This window comes from Microbacterium sp. M28, assembly GCF_025836995.1.
Taxonomy (GTDB): domain Bacteria; phylum Actinomycetota; class Actinomycetes; order Actinomycetales; family Microbacteriaceae; genus Microbacterium.
The window spans coordinates 1364690-1385871 of record NZ_CP107546.1 but is presented as its reverse complement, the minus strand read 5'-3'; the positions used below and the strand labels follow the sequence as shown (position 1 = coordinate 1385871).

At 68.8% G+C, this 21182-nt stretch carries 21 protein-coding genes and 2 tRNA genes; 7 read left to right on the top strand and 16 right to left on the bottom strand.

Going from position 1 to position 21182, the window contains the following annotated elements; genetic code table 11:
- Entirely contained in the window at positions 1-1254 is a 1254-nt protein-coding gene (locus tag OED01_RS06840; RefSeq protein ID WP_264157623.1) for an MFS transporter, read from the top strand.
- A gap of 102 nt (positions 1255-1356) precedes the next feature.
- Here the strand turns inward: OED01_RS06840 and OED01_RS06835 are convergent.
- Positions 1357-1429: transfer RNA gene (locus OED01_RS06835), tRNA-Glu, on the bottom strand.
- A 151-nt stretch (positions 1430-1580) separates the two neighbouring features.
- Between OED01_RS06835 and OED01_RS06830 the strand changes: the two genes are divergently transcribed.
- The gene (locus OED01_RS06830) at positions 1581-2219 is read left to right on the top strand and encodes an MBL fold metallo-hydrolase (RefSeq protein ID WP_264157622.1); all 639 of its coding nucleotides are present in this window, start codon (positions 1581-1583) and stop codon (positions 2217-2219) included.
- Between the two features lies 1 nt (position 2220).
- Positions 2221-3120, top strand: a complete 900-nt coding sequence (locus tag OED01_RS06825; protein WP_264157621.1) for an aminoglycoside phosphotransferase family protein — start codon at positions 2221-2223, stop codon at positions 3118-3120.
- On the opposite strand, the gene pepN is transcribed toward OED01_RS06825, so the two are convergent.
- Positions 3111-5594 carry an aminopeptidase N gene (gene pepN, locus OED01_RS06820; protein WP_264157620.1) on the bottom strand — a complete coding sequence of 828 codons (2484 nt, stop codon included), beginning with the start codon at positions 5592-5594 and terminating at the stop codon, positions 3111-3113. The genes OED01_RS06825 and pepN overlap by 10 nt on opposite strands.
- Positions 5595-5890: 296 nt before the next feature.
- Between pepN and OED01_RS06815 the strand changes: the two genes are divergently transcribed.
- Together OED01_RS06815 and OED01_RS06810 are read left to right on the top strand one after the other, a co-directional pair.
- Positions 5891-6094: a cold-shock protein gene (locus OED01_RS06815; RefSeq protein ID WP_264157619.1), complete on the top strand. Its 204-nt coding sequence runs from the start codon at positions 5891-5893 to the stop codon at positions 6092-6094.
- A gap of 138 nt (positions 6095-6232) precedes the next feature.
- On the top strand, positions 6233-6415 hold the full coding sequence (locus OED01_RS06810) for a hypothetical protein (RefSeq protein WP_264157618.1): 183 nt from the start codon (positions 6233-6235) through the stop codon (positions 6413-6415).
- A gap of 4 nt (positions 6416-6419) precedes the next feature.
- Here OED01_RS06810 and OED01_RS06805 read toward each other — a convergent pair whose 3' ends face one another.
- From OED01_RS06805 to OED01_RS06760, 10 genes are all read right to left on the bottom strand, one after another.
- On the bottom strand, positions 6420-6857 hold the full coding sequence (locus OED01_RS06805; protein ID WP_264157617.1) for a VOC family protein: 438 nt from the start codon (positions 6855-6857) through the stop codon (positions 6420-6422).
- Positions 6858-6918: 61 nt separating this feature from the next.
- Positions 6919-6990: transfer RNA gene (locus OED01_RS06800), tRNA-Gln, on the bottom strand.
- A gap of 96 nt (positions 6991-7086) precedes the next feature.
- A complete protein-coding gene (gene gltX / locus OED01_RS06795) occupies positions 7087-8592 on the bottom strand; it encodes a glutamate--tRNA ligase (RefSeq protein ID WP_264157616.1) in 1506 nt (501 codons plus the stop codon).
- 45 nt (positions 8593-8637) lie between these two features.
- A complete protein-coding gene (locus OED01_RS06790; RefSeq protein ID WP_264157615.1) occupies positions 8638-9402 on the bottom strand; it encodes a class I SAM-dependent DNA methyltransferase in 765 nt (254 codons plus the stop codon).
- 9 nt (positions 9403-9411) lie between these two features.
- Positions 9412-10185, bottom strand: coding sequence for a class I SAM-dependent methyltransferase (locus OED01_RS06785; protein WP_264157614.1), 774 nt, complete (start codon positions 10183-10185; stop codon positions 9412-9414).
- Positions 10182-11450, bottom strand: coding sequence for an MFS transporter (locus OED01_RS06780; RefSeq protein ID WP_264157613.1), 1269 nt, complete (start codon positions 11448-11450; stop codon positions 10182-10184). Before OED01_RS06780 ends, OED01_RS06785 begins: the two co-directional genes overlap by 4 nt.
- Positions 11447-12226 carry a fumarylacetoacetate hydrolase family protein gene (locus tag OED01_RS06775; RefSeq protein ID WP_264157612.1) on the bottom strand — a complete coding sequence of 260 codons (780 nt, stop codon included), beginning with the start codon at positions 12224-12226 and terminating at the stop codon, positions 11447-11449. The genes OED01_RS06780 and OED01_RS06775 overlap by 4 nt, the downstream gene beginning before the upstream one ends.
- A 199-nt stretch (positions 12227-12425) precedes the next feature.
- Complete coding sequence (locus tag OED01_RS06770) at positions 12426-13520, bottom strand: branched-chain amino acid aminotransferase (protein WP_264157611.1); 1095 nt, start codon at positions 13518-13520, stop codon at positions 12426-12428.
- 45 nt (positions 13521-13565) lie between these two features.
- Complete coding sequence (locus OED01_RS06765; RefSeq protein ID WP_264157610.1) at positions 13566-14615, bottom strand: 3-isopropylmalate dehydrogenase; 1050 nt, start codon at positions 14613-14615, stop codon at positions 13566-13568.
- Positions 14616-14652: 37 nt separating this feature from the next.
- Positions 14653-16188, bottom strand: a complete 1536-nt coding sequence (locus tag OED01_RS06760) for an MFS transporter (RefSeq protein WP_264157609.1) — start codon at positions 16186-16188, stop codon at positions 14653-14655.
- Between the two features lie 93 nt (positions 16189-16281).
- On the opposite strand from OED01_RS06760, the gene OED01_RS06755 reads away from it, so the two are divergent.
- Entirely contained in the window at positions 16282-16824 is a 543-nt protein-coding gene (locus OED01_RS06755; RefSeq protein ID WP_264157608.1) for a TetR/AcrR family transcriptional regulator, read from the top strand.
- A gap of 21 nt (positions 16825-16845) precedes the next feature.
- On the opposite strand, the gene serA is transcribed toward OED01_RS06755, so the two are convergent.
- From serA to OED01_RS06740, 3 genes are all read right to left on the bottom strand, one after another.
- Positions 16846-18450 (bottom strand): phosphoglycerate dehydrogenase, encoded by a 1605-nt coding sequence (gene serA / locus OED01_RS06750; RefSeq protein WP_264157607.1) that lies wholly within the window; start codon positions 18448-18450, stop codon positions 16846-16848.
- Between the two features lie 118 nt (positions 18451-18568).
- Positions 18569-18922 (bottom strand): hypothetical protein, encoded by a 354-nt coding sequence (locus OED01_RS06745; protein WP_264157606.1) that lies wholly within the window; start codon positions 18920-18922, stop codon positions 18569-18571.
- Positions 18919-19410 (bottom strand): hypothetical protein, encoded by a 492-nt coding sequence (locus OED01_RS06740; RefSeq protein WP_264157605.1) that lies wholly within the window; start codon positions 19408-19410, stop codon positions 18919-18921. The genes OED01_RS06745 and OED01_RS06740 overlap by 4 nt, the downstream gene beginning before the upstream one ends.
- A 69-nt stretch (positions 19411-19479) precedes the next feature.
- Between OED01_RS06740 and OED01_RS06735 the strand changes: the two genes are divergently transcribed.
- On the top strand, positions 19480-20406 hold the full coding sequence (locus OED01_RS06735) for a hypothetical protein (RefSeq protein ID WP_264157604.1): 927 nt from the start codon (positions 19480-19482) through the stop codon (positions 20404-20406).
- Positions 20407-20424: 18 nt separating this feature from the next.
- Here OED01_RS06735 and OED01_RS06730 read toward each other — a convergent pair whose 3' ends face one another.
- Complete coding sequence (locus OED01_RS06730) at positions 20425-21081, bottom strand: GntR family transcriptional regulator (protein ID WP_264157602.1); 657 nt, start codon at positions 21079-21081, stop codon at positions 20425-20427.
- Between the last annotated feature and the right edge of the window lie 101 nt (positions 21082-21182).

Here is a 21182-nt window from a genome sequence, read left to right as displayed (position 1 = left end):
ATGACCTCGACGGTCGAACCGCGGATGCTGCGGCAACCCCCTGCCTTCTCCCGCGACCGCATGGTGCAGGCCTGGCTGCTCGTCAAGGCCCTCTCTGATGCCGGGGACGCGATCTTCACGATCGCGTTCGCGTGGACGGCGGTGCAGATCGCCTCCCCCGCCGTCGCAGGACTCGTGATCGCCGCCGGCACGGTTCCGCGCGCCGTCGTCCTGCTCGTCGGCGGGGCGTACGCCGATCGGGGCAACGCACGACGGCTGATGGTGATCTTCAACGCGCTGCGCGTCGTCGTCCTCGTCACCGTCGCCGTCTGGTGCCTCGCGACACCACCGACGGTCGCCCTGCTGCTGATCGCGAGCGTCGCCTTCGGCCTGTGCGATGCGTTCTTCGAGCCGGCCGCCGGCACGATGCCCCGACAGCTCGTCTCGCCGGACGATCTGCCCGCCTACTCCGCTCTCAGCCAGACGCTGTCGCGCCTCGGCACGATGGCCGGTGCCGCGTTCGGCGGGTTCCTGGTCGCTCTGTTCGGCATCGTCGGCAGCGCTGCGGTGAACACGCTCACCTACACGATCGTCATCGTGTTCATCGTGCTCTGGCTGCGCCCACGGTTCGCACTGCCGCGGGCGTCGACGGAGCAGAGCGTGCTGAGCGGGGTGGCGGACGGCTTCCGCCATCTGCGCACCGAGCGGGCCACCCGAACGCTCGTCATCGCCCTCTCCGGGCTGAACCTCGCAGTCGGTCCGGCGATCGCCATCGGCATCCCGTTGCAGGCGACCCAGCGCGGGTGGGGCGCCGGCGCCGTCGGCATCCTGGAGGCGCTGGTCGGCGGAGGTGCGATGATCGGCGCGCTGGTCGTCGTGCGCTGGCGGCCGCGGCACGAAGCGCGCGGCGCCTTCATCGCCCTGATCGTGCAGGGTGCGGGCATCGTCGCGCTGGGCATCGGCTCGCCCTATGTCGTCGGCACCGGGGCCCTCGTCATCGGTCTGACGGCCGGCTTCGCGTCCGCCTTGCTCGGCGCCACGTTCGCCGCAACCGCGGCTCCCGACTTCCTCGGACGCCTCAGCTCGATCCTGCGACTGGGCGACGATTGCCTGATGCCGGTGGCGATGGCCTTGTTCGGCGCACTCGCCGGCGTCCTCCCGCTGTGGGTGCCGTTCGCCCTCTACGGCGGCGCGATGGCGCTCCTCATGACGGTACCGCTGAGCAGGCGCACGTTCCATCAGATGTCACTGCGAGCATCCGAACCTGCCGGCTGACGCGCTGTTCCTGCGCTCGGGCCCCATCGTGCTCCGCCCTGCACGCGACCGTCCCCGGATACGCGAAAACCCCCGGCTGAGCCGGGGGCTTTCGGTGTTGTGTGACCCCAGCGGGATTCGAACCCGCGTTACCGCCGTGAGAGGGCGGCGTACTAGGCCGCTATACGATGGGGCCGTCTTGCGGAGCGTTTCCGTCCCGCGACAACCGTTCAAGTATGCCACGGGGTTTCTCGCTCCGCAAAATCGAGGCGGGACCGACGCGATTCCCGGGCGTGGCGCGGCGAACCGGGTTTGCCGACGACGCTGCGGCGGGGTTGACTCTACGTATGCGCGTCACCAAATACGAACACGCCGCACTCCGCATCGACGAGAGCGGCGACACCCTCATCGTCGACCCCGGCTCCTTCACGACACCCCTCGACGACCTCACCGGAGTCGTGGCCGTGGTCATCACGCACGAGCATCCCGACCACTGGACACCGGAGCATCTCGACCGGATCCTGCGCGACGCCCCCGGCACCCCGGTGTTCGCGCCGGCCGGCGTGGCCGCCGCGGCGACCGATCACGAGATCACGATCGTCTCCCCCGGCGACACCGTGACCGCCGGTCACTTCGCCCTGCGCTTCTTCGGAGGTGAGCACGCCGTCATCCACGAATCGTTGCCCGCCATCCAGAATGTCGGCGTCCTCATCAACGATGAGCTCTACTACCCTGGCGACTCGTACGCGGTCCCGGACGACGTCACGGTGAACACGCTCGCCGCCCCGCTCGGCGCCCCCTGGCTCAAGATCGGTGAAGCGATGGACTTCGTCCTCGCCGTCAAGCCGCGACGCGCGTTCGGTGTGCACGACATGACGCTGTCCGTCATCGGCAAGGACATGCACCGCACCCGTCTGCAGTGGGCGACCGAGCAGGACGGCGGGGAGTTCTTCGTGCTCGAGCCGGGCGAATCGCTCGACCTCTGACGTGGCGGACTCCCCCGCCGCCGAGCGCTCGCTCGAGGAAGACGACGTCCGTGCGCTCCTGCGCAGGGACGCTCGGCACCTCGCCGACCTGCCTCTCGCCCTCGTCTCCGACGGCTGGGACAACACGATGTGGCGTCTCGGCGCCGACCTGGCCGTGCGGATCCCGCGGCGTGAGCTCGCCGCAGGCCTGATCCAGCACGAACAGCGCGCCCTCCCCGAACTCGGCCCGCGACTGGCGACGCTCGGGCTTCGCACACCGATCCCCCTCGTCTGCGGACGTCCGAGCGAGGTCTTCCCCTGGCCGTGGTCGGTCGTGCCGTGGATCGACGGGACCTCGGCGTTCGGCACCTCCCGCGCCGACAATGCGCGCTGGGCTTCACGCCTCGCCGAGGCACTGCGTCTGCTGCATCAGCCCGCACCAAACGACGCTCCGCACAACCCCGTCCGCGGCGTGCCCCTGATCGAGCGTGATGACGTCATGCGCGCGCGTCTGGCGGAGCATTCCGAATTGGGTGCGCTCCATGATGCGTGGGATGCCGGACTCGCCGCCCCTCCGAGCACCGAACGGGTCTGGATCCACGGGGATCTGCACCCGGGGAACATACTCGTGCGGCACGGTGCGCTCACGGCTCTCATCGACTTCGGCGACGCCACCGCAGGCGACCCGGCCTACGATCTCGCGGTCGCCTGGCTGCTGTTCGACGCCGAGGGGCGCGAGCTCTTCCGACGTGCGACACGCGATCGCTACGACGACGCCACATGGACGCGCGCGCACGCCTGGGCGGCCTACCTGGCCCTCGTGTTCCTCACGCTCAGCGACGACCGCCCCGACCACCTGGCGCTCGGACGCAGCACGATCACCGAACTGACGTCCGAGCGCCCGGGCCCCGGTCAGCCCTGAGCGGCTCGGACCCGCAGATCCCGCGCGAGGTGGTCCCGCTGCTCGGTCACCAGGCGGCGCAGCGCGTTCGGCGCGTCGCCGTTCTCCGCCAGCCAGGCATCGACGAGTTCGAGCGTGTCCGACTGAGGGAACATCCCGGTCACCAGCCGCGACGCGATCTCGATGCTGCGCTCGCCCCATACCTCGCGAATCCGCGAGAAGTACTCGGCGTCGTGCTGCGCGATCAGATCACGCCTGCCACCGGCGCGGAATCCAGCGATCGTGGCGTCCAGATGATCGTTCGACAGATCGGTGTCGGTCCATGCGGTCGTCCAGGCGGCCTCCCGCACGGCGGCCACGGGTCGCGAGGCCAGAGCGCGAATCGACGCCGTCCGCCCGTCCGCCGTGTCATCGCGCGCGAGCTCGGCCGTGATCTCCGCCTCGCCGAAGGCGCCGGTCGTCGCCAGCGCTGCGACGAACGCCCAGCGCAGCTCCGGATCGATCGGCAGTCCTGCGGGGCCGTGCCCTGCCAGCACGGCGCGCACTCGGTCGCCCGCGCCGGAATCGTACGCGGAGGCCGCAGCGAACGCCCTGGCCCAGGACAGCTGCGCGTCGCTGCCCGGCTCCGCGGCATCCAGCGCCTGCTCTGTCGTCCCCAGCCAGGCGGCGCGTTCGTCTGCGCGGGTCGAATCGGGGACGTAATGGTTGAGCGTGAACGCGGCGTTGGCGAGCACACCGGCCAGCAGCGCGATGTTCCCCTCGCGGGCCGCGTGCGCGCGGACGATCTCGAGGTAGCGGGCCGCGGGAAGTTCGCCGTCCCTCGTCGCATTCCACAGCGCCGACCAGACGAGTCCGCGCGCGAGCGCGTCGCCCAGTGTCGACAGCGCCGCCGTCACCGTCACGAGCGAGCGCTCGTCGAGGCGCACCTTCGCGTAGGTGAGATCGTCGTCGTTGAGCAGCACCAGGTCGGCCTCCGGCGCGAGAAGCGGTGTGCGCTCCTCGGCGATGTCGAGCTCGACCTTCTCCCGCAATGACAGCGTGCCGTCGACCAGGTCGTACAGCCCGACGCGCAGTCGATGCGGCCGCGGGTCGGTCTGCACGAGCATCCGGTTCCCGCCCGCGTCGGTTTCCAGCCAGAGCGTCGAGACACCCGTCGTCTCGAGCCACGCACGCGACCAGGCGCGCACGTCACGCCCTGAGACGTCCTCGAGCTGGACGAGCAGGTCCTCGAGCGTCGTGTTGCCGAACGCATGCGCGGCGAAGTAGCGCCTGGCGCCCTCGAAGAAGGCGTCCTCACCGACGAAGGCGACCAGCTGCTTGAGCACCGAGGCACCCTTGGCATACGTGATGCCGTCGAAGTTCAGTTTGGCCGCTTCCAGGTCGGGGATGTCGGCGACGATCGGATGCGTCGTCGGGAGCTGGTCCTGCTGGTACGCCCACGCCTTGCGGCGGTTAGCGAAGGTCACCCAGGCATCCGTGAATCGCGTCGCCGCAGCCGAGGCGTGCGAGCCCATGTAGTCGGCGAATGACTCCTTGAGCCACAGGTCGTCCCACCAGCGCATGGTCACGAGGTCACCGAACCACATGTGCGCCATCTCGTGCAGGATCGTGTTCGCGCGGCCGGCGCGCTGGGCGTCCGTCGCCGCGCCCCGAGGGATGTAGGCCTCGGTGAAGGTGACCAGGCCCGGGTTCTCCATCGCGCCGAGGTTGTACTCGGGCACGAAGATCTGGTCGTACTTGCCCCACGGATACGGATAGGCGAACGCATCCGTGAAGAAGTCCAGCCCCTGCTGCGTGACCGTCATGATCTCGTCCGCCTCGAGGTGCTCCGCGAGGGACGCCCGGCACAGGATGCCGAGGTCGACGACCTGCTCGCCGCGCTGCCACGAACCGTCCACGCGGTGATACGGGCCGGCCGCCACCGCCGTGATGTAGCTGGAGATCGGCAGCGTCGGCGCGAACTCCACCGTCTGCACCTCGCCGTCGATGAGCGTCGACGCCGGCTCCTGGTTGGAGAGCACCTGCCATCCCGACGGCGCCCGGACGACGAACGTGTACGCGGCTTTCATGTCGGGCTGCTCGAAGCACGCCATCACGCGCCGGGAATCGGCCGGCTCGTACTGCGTGTACAGGTAGGTCGCTCCGTCGACGGGATCGACGAATCGATGCAGTCCTTCGCCGGAACGGCTGTACGCGCCGACAGCGCGCACCGTGACCGAGTTGGATCCCACGAGCTCCGCGACGCGGATGCGCGCACCGTCGTGTTCCACGGCCTGCTCGACGCCGTTGACGGTCACGGCCTCCACGGACTCGCCGATGAAGTCGATCCAAGTGGCGTCGGTCGTCGCGTCGAAGCTGAGCGTCGTCGTGGTCGGGAACCCGGTGCGCGCCGGGTCCTCGGCTCCGGTGAGATCCAACTCGACGCGGATGCTGTGCACGGTGATGGCCGCGGATCGCGCGGCCGTCTCCCGACGGTTCAGGTTCGCTGAGGTCATGCCCCCATCGTTTCATGACGCGTATTGTGACGCGCCCGGCATCTTCGCAGGCGGGATGGGCTAGGCTGAACCCACAACTACACGATGGCGGTCGGGCTCTCCGACTTTCCATCAGCCCGAATGCGCATCGCGCAGGGTGGCTGCTTCCCTTTCATCCTCCTCCGCCTCATCCCTCACCGTCACGGCCGCAACGATCGCCGCCGTCAGCCCGAGGGCACACAGACTGCTCCGTCGAAGCATTCGGCAGAGTATGACGGGCCGATCACTGGCCCACGAACACACAAAGGAAAAACAGCATGGCCACTGGCACTGTCAAATGGTTCAACTCCGACAAGGGCTACGGCTTCATCGCGCCCGATGACGGCTCCGCCGACCTGTTCGCGCACTTCAGCGCGATCGCAGGCAGCGGACACCGCAACCTCGAAGAAGCGCAGAAGGTCGAGTTCGACACGGAGCAGGGCCCCAAGGGCCCCCAGGCGACGAACATCCGCGCCCTCTGATCTGATCCGGAAGGACCCGGTCGCGTCATTGCGACCGGGTCCTTTCGTGTATCCGGCGGGATGCCGGTCCGCTCCTGTCAAGGCACTCCACGCCGCGGACGCCTGGACCTAGCGTGTGTTCCTCGAAGGAGGAGCACGATGACGCACGAACAGCGCGACCAAGAGCCCTACGAGCAGGAAGAGGTCCCGCCCGGTGGCGAGGGCGCCGACAGCGGCGCGGTCGACGCCGTGGGGGTCAGCGACGATCACGAGGGCGAGATCCCCGATCAATCGCCGCAGAACGACATCCCGGGTGTCGGCACACGGCGCGCCGGTCGCTGACCGTTCAGCTCCGGCGGAGATCCTGCGCGAGCATCACGAGGATGCCGCTGGGGCCGCGCAGATACGTCAGTTTGTAGACGTCCTCGTAGGTCGCGACACCGCGCAGCGGGAGGCATCCGTGTCGCGCCGCGACAGCGAGAGCCGCGTCGATGTCGTCGACCGAGAATGCGACGCGGTGCATGCCGATCCGGTTCGGCGGCGTCGGGTCCGTCTCGAGCGCCTCCGGATGGATGTACTCGAACAGCTCGATGCGGCCGTTGCCGTCCGGAGTCTGCAGCACTGCGATCCTGGCGTGGTTGCCGTCGAGGCCGACGGCGGTGTCAGCCCATTCACCGCTCACGGTGTCGGTCCCGAGGACGCTGAGTCCGAGATCGGTGAAGAACGAGATCGCCTCGTCGAGGTCGCGGACGGTGATGCCGACGTTCTCCAGTGCGATGCCCATAGGCAGGATGCTATCGGGCCGAATGCACGAAATCCCCGCCGAAGCGGGGATCTCGTCTGTGCTGGGGTACCTGGACTCGAACCAAGAATGGCGGTACCAGAAACCGCTGTGTTGCCAATTACACCATACCCCAAGGGCGAAACCTGAGCTTCGCACCGAGAGTCAAGCTTACCCGAGCGGCGGCCATAACGCCAAAACGAGGCACGCAGGCGCCGCCCCGGGCGCGTCGTCACTCGGCGAGGATCTGCGACAGCCCCCGCAGGCGCGCGAGCGTCGCCTGCTTGCCGAGCAGCTCCATCGATTCGAACAGCGGCGGCGACACGCGGCGCCCGGTGATCGCGACACGCGGCGGACCGTATGCCACGCGGGGCTTGAGCCCGAGGTCTTCCACCAGCGCCTGGGCGAGGGCGTCCTGGATCGCCTGCGGTGCGAAGTCCGTGATCGGCTCGAGGGCGGCGACGCAGGCATCCAGCACCTCGGCGGCGTTCGCCGGCAGACCCTTCAGCGCGTCGGCGTCGTAGGAGACCTCGTCGGTGAACAGGAACCCGAGCATGCCGGGGACATCGCCCAGCAGCTGCACGCGCTCCTGCACGAGCGGAGCCGCACGGAACGCGAGGACCAGCTGCTCGTGGGTGGGCTCGTCGAACAGGCCCGCGGCGGCGAGGTACGGGACGATCCGCTCGGCGAAGTCCTTCTCCGCCAGCATCCGGATGTGGTCGCCGTTGATCGATTCGGCCTTCTTCTGGTCGAAGCGGGCCGGGTTCGGGTTGACGTTCTCGATGTCGAACGCCGCGATGAACTCGTCCAGCGAGAAGACATCGCGATCCGGGCCGATCGACCAGCCCAGCAGCGCCAGGTAGTTCAACAGGCCTTCGTGGATGAATCCGCGCTCACGGTGCAGGAACAGGTCGGCCTGCGGATCGCGCTTGGAGAGCTTCTTGTTGCCGGTTTCCCCCAGCACGAGCGGCATGTGCGCGAAACGCGGCACGAACGTCGTGACGCCGGCCTCGATGAGCGCCGCGTACAACGACAGCTGCCGAGCGGTCGAGGGCATGAGGTCCTCGCCGCGCAGGACGTGGGTGATACCCATCAGCGCATCGTCGACGGGATTCACAAACGTGTACAGCGGAACGCCGTTCGGCCGGACCACGACGAAATCGGGGAACGAACCGGCCGGGAACGTCACCTCACCGCGGATGAGGTCGACATAGGTGAGGTCCTCGTCCGGCACGCGCAGACGCAGAGCGGGCAGGCGGCCCTCGGCGCGGAACGCGGCCTTCTGCTCCTCGGAGAGGTCACGGTCGAAGTTGTCGTAGCCGAGCTGCTTCGCGCGACCGTTGGCCTCGTTGCGGGCGTCGATCTCCTCCGCCGTGGAGTAGCTCTCGTAGAGCGCGCCTGTGGCGATCAGCTTCTCGATCACGCCGCGGTAGATGTCGTGGCGTTCGGACTGACGGTACGGCGCGTGCGGGCCGCCGACCTCGACGCCCTCATCCCAGTCGATCTTCAACCACGTCAGCGCGTCGACGAGCTGCCGGAAGCTCTCCTCGCTGTCACGCGCGGCATCGGTGTCCTCGATGCGGAACACGAGCTTGCCGCCGTTGTGGCGGGCATACGCCCAGTTGTACAGCGCCGTGCGCACCATGCCGACGTGCGGCAGGCCCGTCGGAGAAGGGCAGAAGCGGACACGGACGTCGGCACCACTGGCGGTCGTGGTGAGAGGATGCGGAGTAGCCATAGCCCTTTGATTCTACGGGGGTGCGGATGCCGCGACCTGCGCCTCTCAGTCGCCGGCGTCCTTGCGCCAGACCGACACGTGCGAGTCGCTCTCGGAGGTGAAGGGCGACCCGATCCAGTCCGCGTGCCTGGACTCCAGCCGCAGCCCTGCGATCCGCGCCATCAGATCGAGTTCGGACGGCCACACGTATCGGAAGTGGTGCGGTCCGTACTCGTATCGTCCGTCGTCCTGCCGGACGTAGTGATGCGATGTCGCCCGCTGCGTGACGAAGTCGTAGGTGTCGAGTCCGACGTGCTCGGCGGTGACGTCGAAGACGGCGGCGTCGTTCCCCGGCGGCATGCGTCGCACGGCCGGGACCTCGACCTCGACGACGAACCGTCCGCCCGGCACCAGATGCCTCGCGGCGTTGCGGAAGCACTCGACCTGAGCATCCTGGGTGTACAGGTTCTCGATCGTGTTGAACACGAGATAGACGAGCGAGAACTCGCCCTCGACCTTCGTGGTGGCCATGTCGCCGATGACGACGGGAATGGTGCTCGACTTCTCGCGCAGACGCTCGGCCATCGGCTCGGCGTACTCGATTCCCGTGACGTCGACCCCACGCGCCTGCAACGGGATCGCGACGCGCCCGGTTCCGATCGCGAACTCCAGAGCTCGGCCATCCCCCGCGCGTTCGGCGAGGAAAGCTGTCGTGACCGCCAGCAGCTCAGGATCGAACATCGGGTCGCCCTCGACGTCGTAGCGGTCGGCGTGGGCCTTCGTCCACTTGTCGCTCGGAACCGCATCGTCCCGCGCTGCGTCATCGCTCATGCCGACAGCTTAGGACGACGGGTGACGCCGCCCCACGGCGATCGCGGCGACATGTTCGAGCGGGATCGCCCCTCCGACGATGCGCCGCTCGCAGACGGCATCGAAGCCCGCGCGGAATCGCGCACGATCGGTCGAGGCGAGTGCGGTGTAGAAGGCCCCCGCGGACGCGACCCCGCCCTCAGCCGATGCCCACAGGGCGTCAGGGGACGCGTGCCACGTCCACGCCCGCTCCTCCACGCGGACATCGCGCCACCCGGCATCCGTCAGCATCGCGGCGAAGCCCGAAGCCGTGCGCTCGAAGTCCTTGTCGGCGGGCAGCCGCGCCCCCTCGGCCGGTACCAGAGCGGCGTCCTCGCAGACCTCGAGCCAGAACCAGGACGGCGAACGGCTCCAGATCGTCGCCGCCAGCACGTCGGCACTCACCCGCGACAGCTCCGCCGCCGACCGCCGCGGGTCCGCGACGTGATTCAGGACGAAGTTGGCCGTCACCGCATCGAAAGCGGCGTCCCGGAAGGGCAGGTCCGGCAGAGCTCCGTCGCGGACGGGGATGCCGGGGTGCTCGCGCTCGGCCACGGCGCGCATCGATGGTTCCGGTTCGCAGCCTGCGGCGGCCCACCCCTCCCCGGCGAACCGCGCCGCCAGAGCACCGGTGCCGGCGCCGACGTCGAGCACCGACCGTCCGTCGGGCGTGCCGAGTGCGGCGATCAGGGCATCGGCCGTTCCGAGGCAGAGCTGGGCGTAGGACGCGGCGAAGGCCTCGCCTGTTCCGCCCCAGTCCTTCATCGGAGGACGTCGCTGCGCGGCATCCGCCCGAGCGGAGCCAGCGCCGTGATGGCGATGACGAGCGCGAACGCGGCGACGCCGAGTCCCGCGTACTGGAAGTTCGACAGGACGATTCCGGCCAGCACCGCGCCGGCCGCGGCGGACAGGCTCATCAGCGAGTCGCTGCGGCCCTGTCTGCGCGTGCGCAGCTCCGGCGCCGACGCTTCGGTGAGCAGGGCGGCACCGGCGACCGTCGCGGCGCTCCATCCGAGTCCCAGCAGGATCAGGGCCGTCATGACGCCCCAGGCCTGATCATTGGTGAAGATGGCGAAGACCAGGGATGCCGCGAGCAGCGCCTGTCCGAGGAGCACGACCCTGAGCCTGCCCCAGCGGTCGGCGAGGATGCCGAACACCGGGGAGAGCGCGTACATGCCGGCGACGTGCAGTGCGATGGTCACGCCGACCAGCAGCGAGACGTCCGCGCTCGTCGCGTGTCCGCCGTGCGATGCGTGCGCCATGTGCGACAGGTGGATCGGAGTCATCGCCATGACCGACGCCATGACGACGTGCGATCCGGCGATCGCGAAGATCGCGTATCGCGCGACCTTGGGGCGATCCAGGATCTGCGCCGCGGACGCGGTGGCTGCGGCATCCGTCCTGAGTCGTTGCGCCGCGAGCAGCGGATCAGGGCGCAGCGCCACCAGGTACAGCACGAGCGCGGCGGTCTGGGCGATGAGCGAGAACAGGTACGACCCCGTCTGCGGCGGCATCCCGATCGCCTGGCCGACGACCTCACCCGGCCCGAGCAGCAGGGGTCCGGCGACACCGCCGATCGTCGTGGCCCACACCACGATCGAGAGGTCCCTGCCGCGGTGCTGCGGCGCGGCCAGGTCGGTGGCCGCGAATCGCGACTGCAGGTTGCCCGCGTTGCCCGCACCGATCAGCAGGATGCCGCCGAGCAGCAGCGGGAAGATCCGCAGTGCGGCGGCGAGGATCACGATCCCGATTCCGACCAGCGCGAACAGGTTGCCGAGGCTCAGCGCGCGCCGGCGTCCCACGCGTCCGGCCAGCCGTGCGAGCGGGATCGCGCACAGCGCAGCACCCAGGGTGACGAAGGCCGTGGCGAGGCCGGACAGCGCGTCATCGCCCGAGATGTCCGCGGCGAGCAGTGCGCCGAGCGAAACCGTTGCGCCGAAGGCGATGCCGCCGAGGACCTGACCGGCCGACAGGATCAGGACGGTGCGGCGCTGGACGGCCGCCTGCTCGGCCGCCGTCAGCAGCGTCATGCCGCGGGTGCGGCGTCGCGCGCCTGGTTGCGCAGCACGCCGATGCCCGCGACCTCGATCTCGATCGTGTCGCCCGCCTCGAACGGTCCGACACCTGCGGGCGTGCCCGTGAGGATGACATCACCGGGAAGGAGGGTGAACACGGCGGAGGCGTACGCGATGATGTCGGCGACCGAGTGGATCATGTCGGTCAAGGGCGCCTGCTGGCGCACTTCGCCATTGACTCGGGTCTCGATGACCGCGGCATCCGCGTCGAACTCCGTCTCGATCACGGGACCCAGCGGGCAGAACGTGTCGAAGCCCTTGCCGCGAGTCCACTGACCGTCTCGGCGCTGCAGATCGCGCGCCGTGACGTCGTTGGCGACGGTGTAGCCGAAGACGTACTCGTGCGCACGATCGGCGGGGACGTTCTTCGCGATCCGTCCGATGACGACCGCGAGCTCGCCCTCGAAGTCGGTCTGCGACGACAGCGCGACCGGGCGGACGATCGTGTCGCCAGGGCCGATCACCGATGTGTTCGGCTTGAGGAACAGCAACGGCTCCTCCGGTGCCTCGCCGCCCATCTCCTTGGCGTGGTCGTGGTAGTTCTTGCCCACGCAGACGACCTTCGAGCGCGGGATGACCGGAGCGAGCAGAGCGGCGTCCGCGAGCGGAACACGCTCGCCGGTGGTCTCGTACCCCGCGAAAATCGGGTCACCGGCCAGGACGACGAGCTCACCCCCGTCGAGGATGCCGTAGCGGATGGCGTCGTTGTGGCTGAACCGAGCGATCTTCACCCGACCAGCCTACTCAGGACCATCGCGTCCGTGGCGTCGCCTCGTCGCCGCCCCTCCCCCCATCGAGACCTCTCCGCATTTGCGAAACCCGTCGTATTCGCGCAAATACGACGGGGGCTCGCAAACCACGAGAGGTCTCGCCGGGTGGTGCGGGGCGCGACGGATCGCGGGGATGCCGGCCCGGCGGCGAGGAGGTGGGTCAGGCGTCCAATCGGACCAGCCAGCCGTGCTTGTCCTCACGGCGGCCGTACTGGATGTCGGTGAGTTCTTCGCGCAGCGACAGCGCGAGCTCGCCCTGGGGCTGGACATCCTCGAAGTCGGCGGTGACGAGCGAGCCGATGGGTGTCACTACCGCGGCGGTGCCGCATGCGAACACCTCGACGATGTCGCCGGAGGCGACGCCGTCGCGCCACTCCTGCAGCGACACGGCACGACGCTCGACCTTGTGGCCGCGATCCTCGGCGAGCTGCAGGATCGAGTCGCGCGTGATCCCCTCGAGGATGCTGTCGGACTGCGGGGTCACAACGGTGCCGTCCCTGTAGACGAAGACGACGTTCATGCCGCCGAGCTCTTCGACATTGCCGTCCTGGTCGAGGAACACGACCTGGTCGCAGCCCTTCTCGTACGCCTCGGCCTGCGGCAGAAGGCTGGAGGCGTAGTTGCCGCCGGTCTTGGCAGCACCCGTCCCGCCCTTGCCGGCGCGGGCGTACGTCTCCGACAGCCAGATGCGCACCGGCTTGACGCCGCCCTTGAAGTACGAACCCGCCGGGCTGGCGATCAGGTAGTACGCCACCTTCTGCGCCGGACGCACACCCAGGAACGCCTCCTTGGCGAACTCGAACGGACGCAGGTACAGACTCTGATCCGCACCCGACGGCGCCCAGGCCCCGTCGACCGCGATCAGCTCGCGCAGCGACTGCAGGAAGTACTCGGTCGGCAGCTCCGGAAGCGCCATCCGGCGTGCGCTGCGACGAAGACGCTCGGCGTTCTTCTCCGGGCGGAAGGTCCAGATCGAGCCGTCCGCGTGACGATAGGCCTTGATGCCCTCGAAGATCTCCTGACCGTAATGCAGCACCGCCGCGGCGGGGTCCAGCGGGATCGGCCCGTACGGCTGGACCCGCGGACGATGCCAGCCGCCCTTGGCCGACCAGCAGATGTCGACCATGTGATCGGTGAAGACGGTGCCGAAGCCCGGCTCCTGGAGAAGTTCATCGCGCTGCGCTGCGGACTTCGCGGCGAGGTTGCGGGTCACGGAGAACTCGAGCGGAGCGAGTTCGGTTTCGGTCGGTGTCATGTTCACATCCTGCGTTCGTGCGGCGGGCGCTCGCGTGCACTCAGACTACGCCTGAAGCCGTGCGATGATCGCGTCGCCCGTCTGGCTGGTGGTGCGCGATCCCGTCCGTGCGGCGATGTCCTCCTCGACCGCGCGGCTGATGCGCGCGGACTCGTCGCGCAGCCCGAGGTGATCGAGCAGGAGCGCGACCGAGAGGATCGCTGCAGTGGGATCGGCCTTCTGCTGACCCGCGATGTCGGGAGCGGACCCGTGGACGGGCTCGAACATCGACGGGAAGTCTCCTGCGGGGTTGATGTTCCCCGAGGCGGCGAGGCCGATGCCACCGGTGACGGCGCCGGCCAGATCAGTGAGGATGTCGCCGAAGAGGTTGTCGGTGACGATCACGTCGAAACGACCGGGGTTCGTGACCAGGAAGATGGTGGCCGCATCGACGTGCAGGTAGTCTACGACGACTTCCGGGTGCTCCTGCGCCACCTGGTTCACGACGCGCTGCCAGATGCCACCGGCGTGCACGAGCACGTTCGTCTTGTGCACGAGGGTGAGCCTGCGGCTCCGGCGCTCGGCGAGCTTGAACGCGTATCGCACGACGCGCTCGACGCCGAACGCCGTGTTGACGCTGGTCTCGTTCGCGATCTCGTGCGGCGTTCCGGTGCGGATGGAGCCGCCGTTGCCCACGTACGGCCCTTCGGTGCCCTCGCGGACGACGACGAAGTCGATCTCCCCCGGTTCGGCGAGTGGTCCGGGGGCGCCGGCGTAGAGCTTCGACGGTCGCAGATTCACGTAGTGGTCGAGCGTGAAGCGCAGCTTGAGCAACAGGCCGCGCTCGATGTTGGCGTCCTTGAGCCGCGCATCGCCCGGCTGACCGCCCACGGCGCCGAGCAGGATGGCGTCATGGGCGGCGATGGATGCCAGGTCGTCGTCGGTCAGCGTGTCACCGGTCTCCAGGTAGCGTGCGGCGCCGAGTGAGAAGCGCGTCTTCTCGAAGACGACGTCACTGGACGCGGTCGCTGCGTCAAGGACGCGTTCCGCCTCTGCGACGACCTCGGGGCCGATGCCGTCACCGGGGATGACGGCCAGCTTCACGACACGCGACATGACACTCCTTGCATCGGGGATGCTCCCAGCGTACTGGTCAGTGCCGACGCGTCGTGCGCAGTGTGACGGCCGCGATGACACCGGCGACGACCACGAGACCGGCACCGATCAGAGACGTCACGGTCACGCCGGAGCCGAAGGCGGATGCCGCGGCATCCCACAGCGCATCACCGAGCTCGGCCGGGAGCCGGTGTGCCTCGGTGTACGCTCCCGCGAGCGTCTCGCGCGCCGCGTCCGCCGCCTCCGACGGGATGCCGTCAGGCAGCACGAGCGACCCGCGGTAGAACGCGGTGATGAGCCCGCCGAGCACCGCGGTCCCGAGCACCGCGCCGAGTTCGTACGCGGTCTCGGAAACAGCGCTGGCAGCGCCCGCCTTGGCCGCCGGCGCGCTGGAGAGGATCAGCTCGTTCGAGATCGTCTCCGCGGCGCCGATGCCGATGCCGAGCACGACGAACGCGACGATGAGCGGCAGCACGCCGTGATCCGCCGAGCTGAACGCGACCAGGAGGTACCCGATGACCGAGAACACCAGCGCCGCGGGGACGACGACGTGCGGCGGCACGCGCCGCGACACCGGCACGACCGCGAGGCCCGCGACGATCATCGCGGCCATGCCGGGCACCAGCGCGAAGCCGGCCTGCATCGGGGACAGCCCCAGCACGAGCTGCAGATGCTGCGAGACGAAGTAGAGGAAGCCGACCAGCGCCACGACGCTGAGCAGGTTCACCAGGATCGCGCCCGAGAACGATCCGCGGCGGAACAGCTGCATGTCGAGCATCGGCGTCTTGCTGCGCAGCTGGCGCCGCACGAACAGGACTCCCATCACGATGCCGAGCACCGCCCACGCACCTGCGCTCCACGTCGGGCCGTCCACCGCGAGCGACTTGATCGAATAGACGATCGGGATCATGGTCGCCATGGACAGCGCGATGCTGATCGGGTCGATCCGCCCGGGATTCGGGTCACGGCTCTCCGGCACCAGCAGCGGAGCCGCGATCAGCAACGGGATCAGCACCGGAACCGCGATGAGGAAGACAGATCCCCAGGCGAAGTGCTCGAGCAGGAAGCCACCGACGATCGGCCCGAGGGCCGAACCGGCCGAGAACGCCGATGCCCACACCGCGATTGCGAAGCGCCGCTGGTCGCGGTTGCGGAAGATCGACCGCAGCAGCGACAACGTCGACGGCATGAGCATGGCGCCGAAGAAGCCGAGCAGGGCCCTGGCAGCGATGAGCGCCCCTGCGGTGGGGGCGAAGGCGGCGAGCACCGAGACGGCGGCGAAGCCGGTGGCCCCGATCAGCAGCATCCGTCGACGCCCGAATCGGTCGCCGAGAGCACCCATCGTCACGAGCAGTCCCGCGAGCACGAGCGGATAGACGTCGATGATCCACAGCTGCTCGGCGCCGGAAGGCGCGAGGGCGATCGCGATCTCGGGCAGCGCGAAGCTGAGCACGGTGTTGTCCACCGACACCAGCAGCACGGGGAGCATGAGCACGATGAGCGCCCACCATCCGCGCGCACCGGCGCGGGGCTCCTCCAGCGTCACGTCTGTCGTCGGGATCGACGCGGTCATCTTCCACCTCTGAACTCTCAGCACATTACTAAACCGTCCGGCTGGTATAGTAACAGAATCCGAGCTGATCAGAGCCTGAGCAGAGGTGCCCCGATGCCCCGTCCTCCCCTCGCACGCGAACGCGTCCTCGACGCCTTCGAGGCCATCCTCATCGAGGACGGCGAACGCACCGCCACGCTGGAAGCGACGGCGAAGGCCGCCGGGGTCTCCAAAGGCGGCCTGCTCTATCACTTCGGATCGAAGGACGACCTGGCCGCGGGTCTGCTCGAACGGCTGGCTCGCCTGACCGACCTCGACCTCGAGCGCATGGCCGAGGCGCCCGAGGGTCCCGTCGCCTACTACGTGCGCACCTCGGTCATGGAGGACGACGCCCTCGACCGCGCGCTGATCGCCGCCTCACGCCTCGCGCAGGGCGGCGACGCCGCGGCATCCGATGCCCTGCGGGAGGTGCGTCGGCGGTGGGCGGAGGCGATCCGCCCGCACGTGCGCGACGAGACGGCGCTCGACCTCGTGATGCTGGTGAGCGACGGGCTCTACTTCAACAACTCGCTCGACGTGCACGGACCCGCGCGGCTCGTGCCGCACGGCCCAGAGCTGCAGGCGCTGATCGCGCTCGTCCTCCGCGCCGCGCAGTAGCGGCGCTCAGGACTCGCTCGATCAGTCCTCGGTGATCTCGATCTGGCGGATGACCGACGCGTCGATGTCGGCGCCGACCTCGGCCAGCAACTCCTCCGGCACCCGCGAATCCACGGTGAGGATCGACAGCGCCTGGCCGCCGGCCTCGCGACGCGCGATCTGCATGCCGGCGATGTTGATGCCCGCGTCGCCGAACTTCTGTCCGTACACCGCCACGATGCCAGGACGGTCGGTGTAGAGCATCACGATGTGGTGCTGCTCCAGCGGGACCTCGATGTCGTAGCCGTTCACACCGACGATCTTCTGCACCATTCGCGTGCCGGCCAGCGTGCCGGCGACCGTGAGCACCGTGCCGTCGGCCAGCGCACCGCGCAACGTGGTGAGGTTGCGGTACTCGGGGCTCTCCTTCTCGACGATCAGTCGAGCCTCGATACCGCGCTGCTCGGCGAACAGCGGCGCGTTCACGTACGACACGTTCTCGCTGACCACGTTGGACAGGATGCCCTTGAGCGCTGCGAGCCGGTAGACGCTGACGTCGTAATCGGCGAGCTCGCCGCGGACCTCGATGTCGAGGCTGGTCAGCGCCGAGCCCGCGAGCCCGCTGAACACCTGGCCGAGCTTCTCGACGAGATCGATACCGGGGCGCACGAACGGGTCGATGATCCCGCCGGCGACGTTCACCGCATCCGGAACCAGGTCCCCCTCGAGGGCGAGCTTGACCGAGCGTGCGACGGAGATGCCCGCCTTCTCCTGAGCCTCGTCGGTCGAGGCCCCGAGGTGCGGCGTGACGACGACGTTCGGCAGATCCAGCAGCGCACGGGCGGAACCGCCCTCGGCCGGCGGCTCGGAGGTGAACACGTCGAGTCCGGCACCGGCGATCTCACCCGCGACGAGCGCCGTGTGCAGCGCCTCCTCGTCGATCAGGCCGCCGCGGGCGACGTTGATGACGTAGCCGGTCTTCTTCATCGCGGCGAACTGCTCGGTGCTGATCATGCCGGTCGTCTCCGGCGTCTTCGGCATGTGGATCGTGATGAAGTCGCTCTCCGCGACGAGTTCGTCGAGCGTGCGCAGCTCGACACCGAGCTGCTGGGCGCGGGTGCTGGTCACGTAAGGGTCGTACGCGACGACCTTCATGCCGAAGCCCTGCATGCGGGCGGCGACGAGCGCGCCGATGCGGCCCAGGCCGATGACACCGAGCGTCTTCTCGAACAGCTCGGTTCCGGTGTAGGCGCTGCGCTTCCACTCCCCCGCTGCGAGCGAGGCGTTCGCCGCCGGCACGTGGCGAGCCAGGCTCAGGATGTGCGCGCACGTCAGCTCAGCGGCGGAGATGATGTTCGACGTCGGTGCGTTGACGACCATGACACCCGCGGCGGTCGCCGCCTTGATGTCGACGTTGTCCAGCCCGACGCCGGCGCGTGCGACGACCTTCAGCTTGGGCGCGTGGCCGAGCGCCTCTTCGTCGATCTTCGTCGCCGACCGGATCAGCACGGCATCCGCGTCCGCCAGCGCCGAGAACAGCGCCTCTCGATCCGTGCCGTCCACGGTGCGGACGTCGAAGTCGGGGCCGAGGGCCTCGATCGTGGCGGGCGAGAGGACTTCGGCGATGAGCACGACGGGCTTCGGCACAGTGGATCCTTCAGTGTGAGCGTCACAACGCGGGTGGGATCGATGCGCCGCACGCCATCGGGGCGCAATCGGTTCCACTGTACCGGAGGCGAAAGACTCCCCCGTGCCGTGTGACGCGTCAGGGAAGGACGACCAGAGTCTCCATGTTGAGGATGCTGTAGCCGACCAGGCTCAGCCAGAACACGGCGACGACGGCGAGCCCGGTGAGCATCACCAGGGCCAGTTCTCCGACGTTGCGTCGACGTCCGAACACCCAGGCGAGGGCGAACACGATGGCGGGGAAGATCGCGCCGAACACCAGTGTGATCCAGCCCGTGACAGTGAGTCCGTCCGGCTGGGACATCGCGATGATGTGCGCGATCGCGTTCCAGATCGCGTAGGCGTAGAACAACCCGCTGACGCCGACGACGAGCGCGGCGAGCCATCCGGGCGTCGGGCGGAAGGATGCCTGTTCGACGGTGTTCTCTGTCATGATCCGACGGCTCCCACCATCACGAACGGCCAGGGGACGAGCAGCACGGCTCCCGCGAGGAGGAGCAGGACCCTGATCCATGCCTGCGCACCACGGGTCAGCACCCAGACGGTGAGCATCCACAGCGCCGGCGCCGCGACGGCGAGGACGAACCAGGGCACGTACATCGCATCCGCGACGATCAGGTTCGCCAGCGGCTTCAGGTTGAGTCCGCCGATGAACCAACCGACGGCGTAGAGCAGGTAGATGCCGCCGAAGACGCCGACGAACAGCAGCATCGCCGGACTCATCGAGGCGGCCTCCGCCTGGTCGGCTTCGTCGGGCGCGGCCTCGGCGGTCGCCGCGGCCGACGAGGACAGCTCCCCTTCGGTCGCGACCTGCTCGCTTCCCCTGCCGACCGCGTTCCAGCCCTGCGGCAGGGACGGCTTGTGCGCTGGACGGTCCTCGTCTCCCTCCCAGGAGAGTGCGTCGTCCGGATCCGATGTCATGTCTCCAGCGTAGCGATGCCGTGAGCGGTCCCAGTAGGCTCGGGGCCAGCATCCGATGAGGGGAACACCGTGGCCGAACACGACAGCGATTCGATCAATGAGAAGACCGCGGCGGCGGGCACCGGATGGACGCCGACGCCCGCAGCCAAGAAGCAGTCCATGACGCTGCGGTGGATCGCCCTCGCCCTCTGGCTGCTCGCGATCGTGACCGAGGCCGTCAGCATATTCTGGCTGCTGCGGCAGCGCGTCTACGTCGGCGAGGACGGCGCACTCGTGCGCGACCCCGACACAGGACTGCTCGAGGAGCAGGGCGTAACGGCCACGTTCCCGCAGTGGGCGTTCATCACCCTCATCGTGCTGCTCGTCGTCATCGCGGTCCTGTCGATCGGCGGGTCGCTGCTATGGAAGAAGGCGAATCGCCTCGATCCGGCGAAGAAGTCCGACACGGTGAAGTTCTTCGTGCAGAACCAGCTCGGCGTGATCATCGCGATCATCGCCTTCGTGCCGCTGATCATCCTCATCTTCCTCAACAAGGACATGGACAAGGGGCAGAAGGCGACGGCGGGGATCATCGGCATCGCGCTCGCCGTGATCGCCGTCGTGTTCGGCATCGACTTCGACCCGCCGTCCGTCGAGCAGTACACGGCCGACCAGTCCGCCGTGATCCAGTTGCTGGGGAAGGACGAGGTCTTCTGGGTCGACGGAGGCCAGGTCTACCACGTGTGCGACGAGGTCTCCGACATCCAGACGGGCAGCGAGATCATCTCCGGCACGACCGCCGAGGCCGTGGAGGCGGGCAAGATCCGCCTGACGCTGAGGTTCGAATCCGAACTCGAGACGTGCGGACTGCCGGTTCCGGAGAACGCCGACGAGATCACGGAAGCGCTCCGCGCGATCCAGGGCGGACAGGTGGACACGCTCCTGCCCGCTCCGGTGTGGGCCGACGACGTCGAGCCGCCGATCACGGTCGAGGAAGCTCCGGCCGAGCAGGAGTAGCCCGGATACCATGACCGGTCAGCCGAGCGCCTCGACGAGGCGTTCCTCGGCCGCGGCGAGGTGTTCGGTCAGCAGTCTCGCCGCCCGTTCGCCGTCTCCCGCGGCGACGGCGGCCAGCATGGCCTGATGCTGCGCCGCGATGACCGCGGCATCCAGCAGCCGCCTTCCCTGCACCTGCGCCATGCACAGTCGCACCTCGTCGAGGACGCTCGCATACATCCGCGACGTGCGCTCGCTCTGCAGCGCCTGGATCAGCGCCCGGTGGAAGCGCAGGTCGGGATCGACCGTCGCGGGATCGGGTCCGGCCGGCATCGCGAGGATCTCGTCGTTGGCCTCGGTCGCCGCGCGCGGCACTCGGCGCTCCTGCGCCAGTTCGCGCAGGGCAGCGCTCTCCAGCCTCGTGCGCGCCCGATAGACGTCTCGCACGACGTCCGCGTCGATCGCGACGACCCGCGCGCTGCGGTGCGCCGTGCGGACCAGGAGTCCGGCGGCGACGAGCTGCTCGATCGCCGCCTTCGCGCTCGGTCGTGCGACCGCGTACTCCTGAGACACTCTCGCCTCGGTGATCGCGGTGCCGGGACGGAGTTCGCCACCGAGGATCCTGGTGCGAAGACGCTGGGTGACGGCGTCGACGACGCCGACCACCTCCAGCACGGATCCGCGATCGTTCGACATGCCGGCCAGCTTAACGCAACCGCGTGACAGTCGGTACACTTGTCTGACAATCTGATGCGAAGGAGCTTCCGTGTCCACGACACTCGCCCATCCCCTCGACG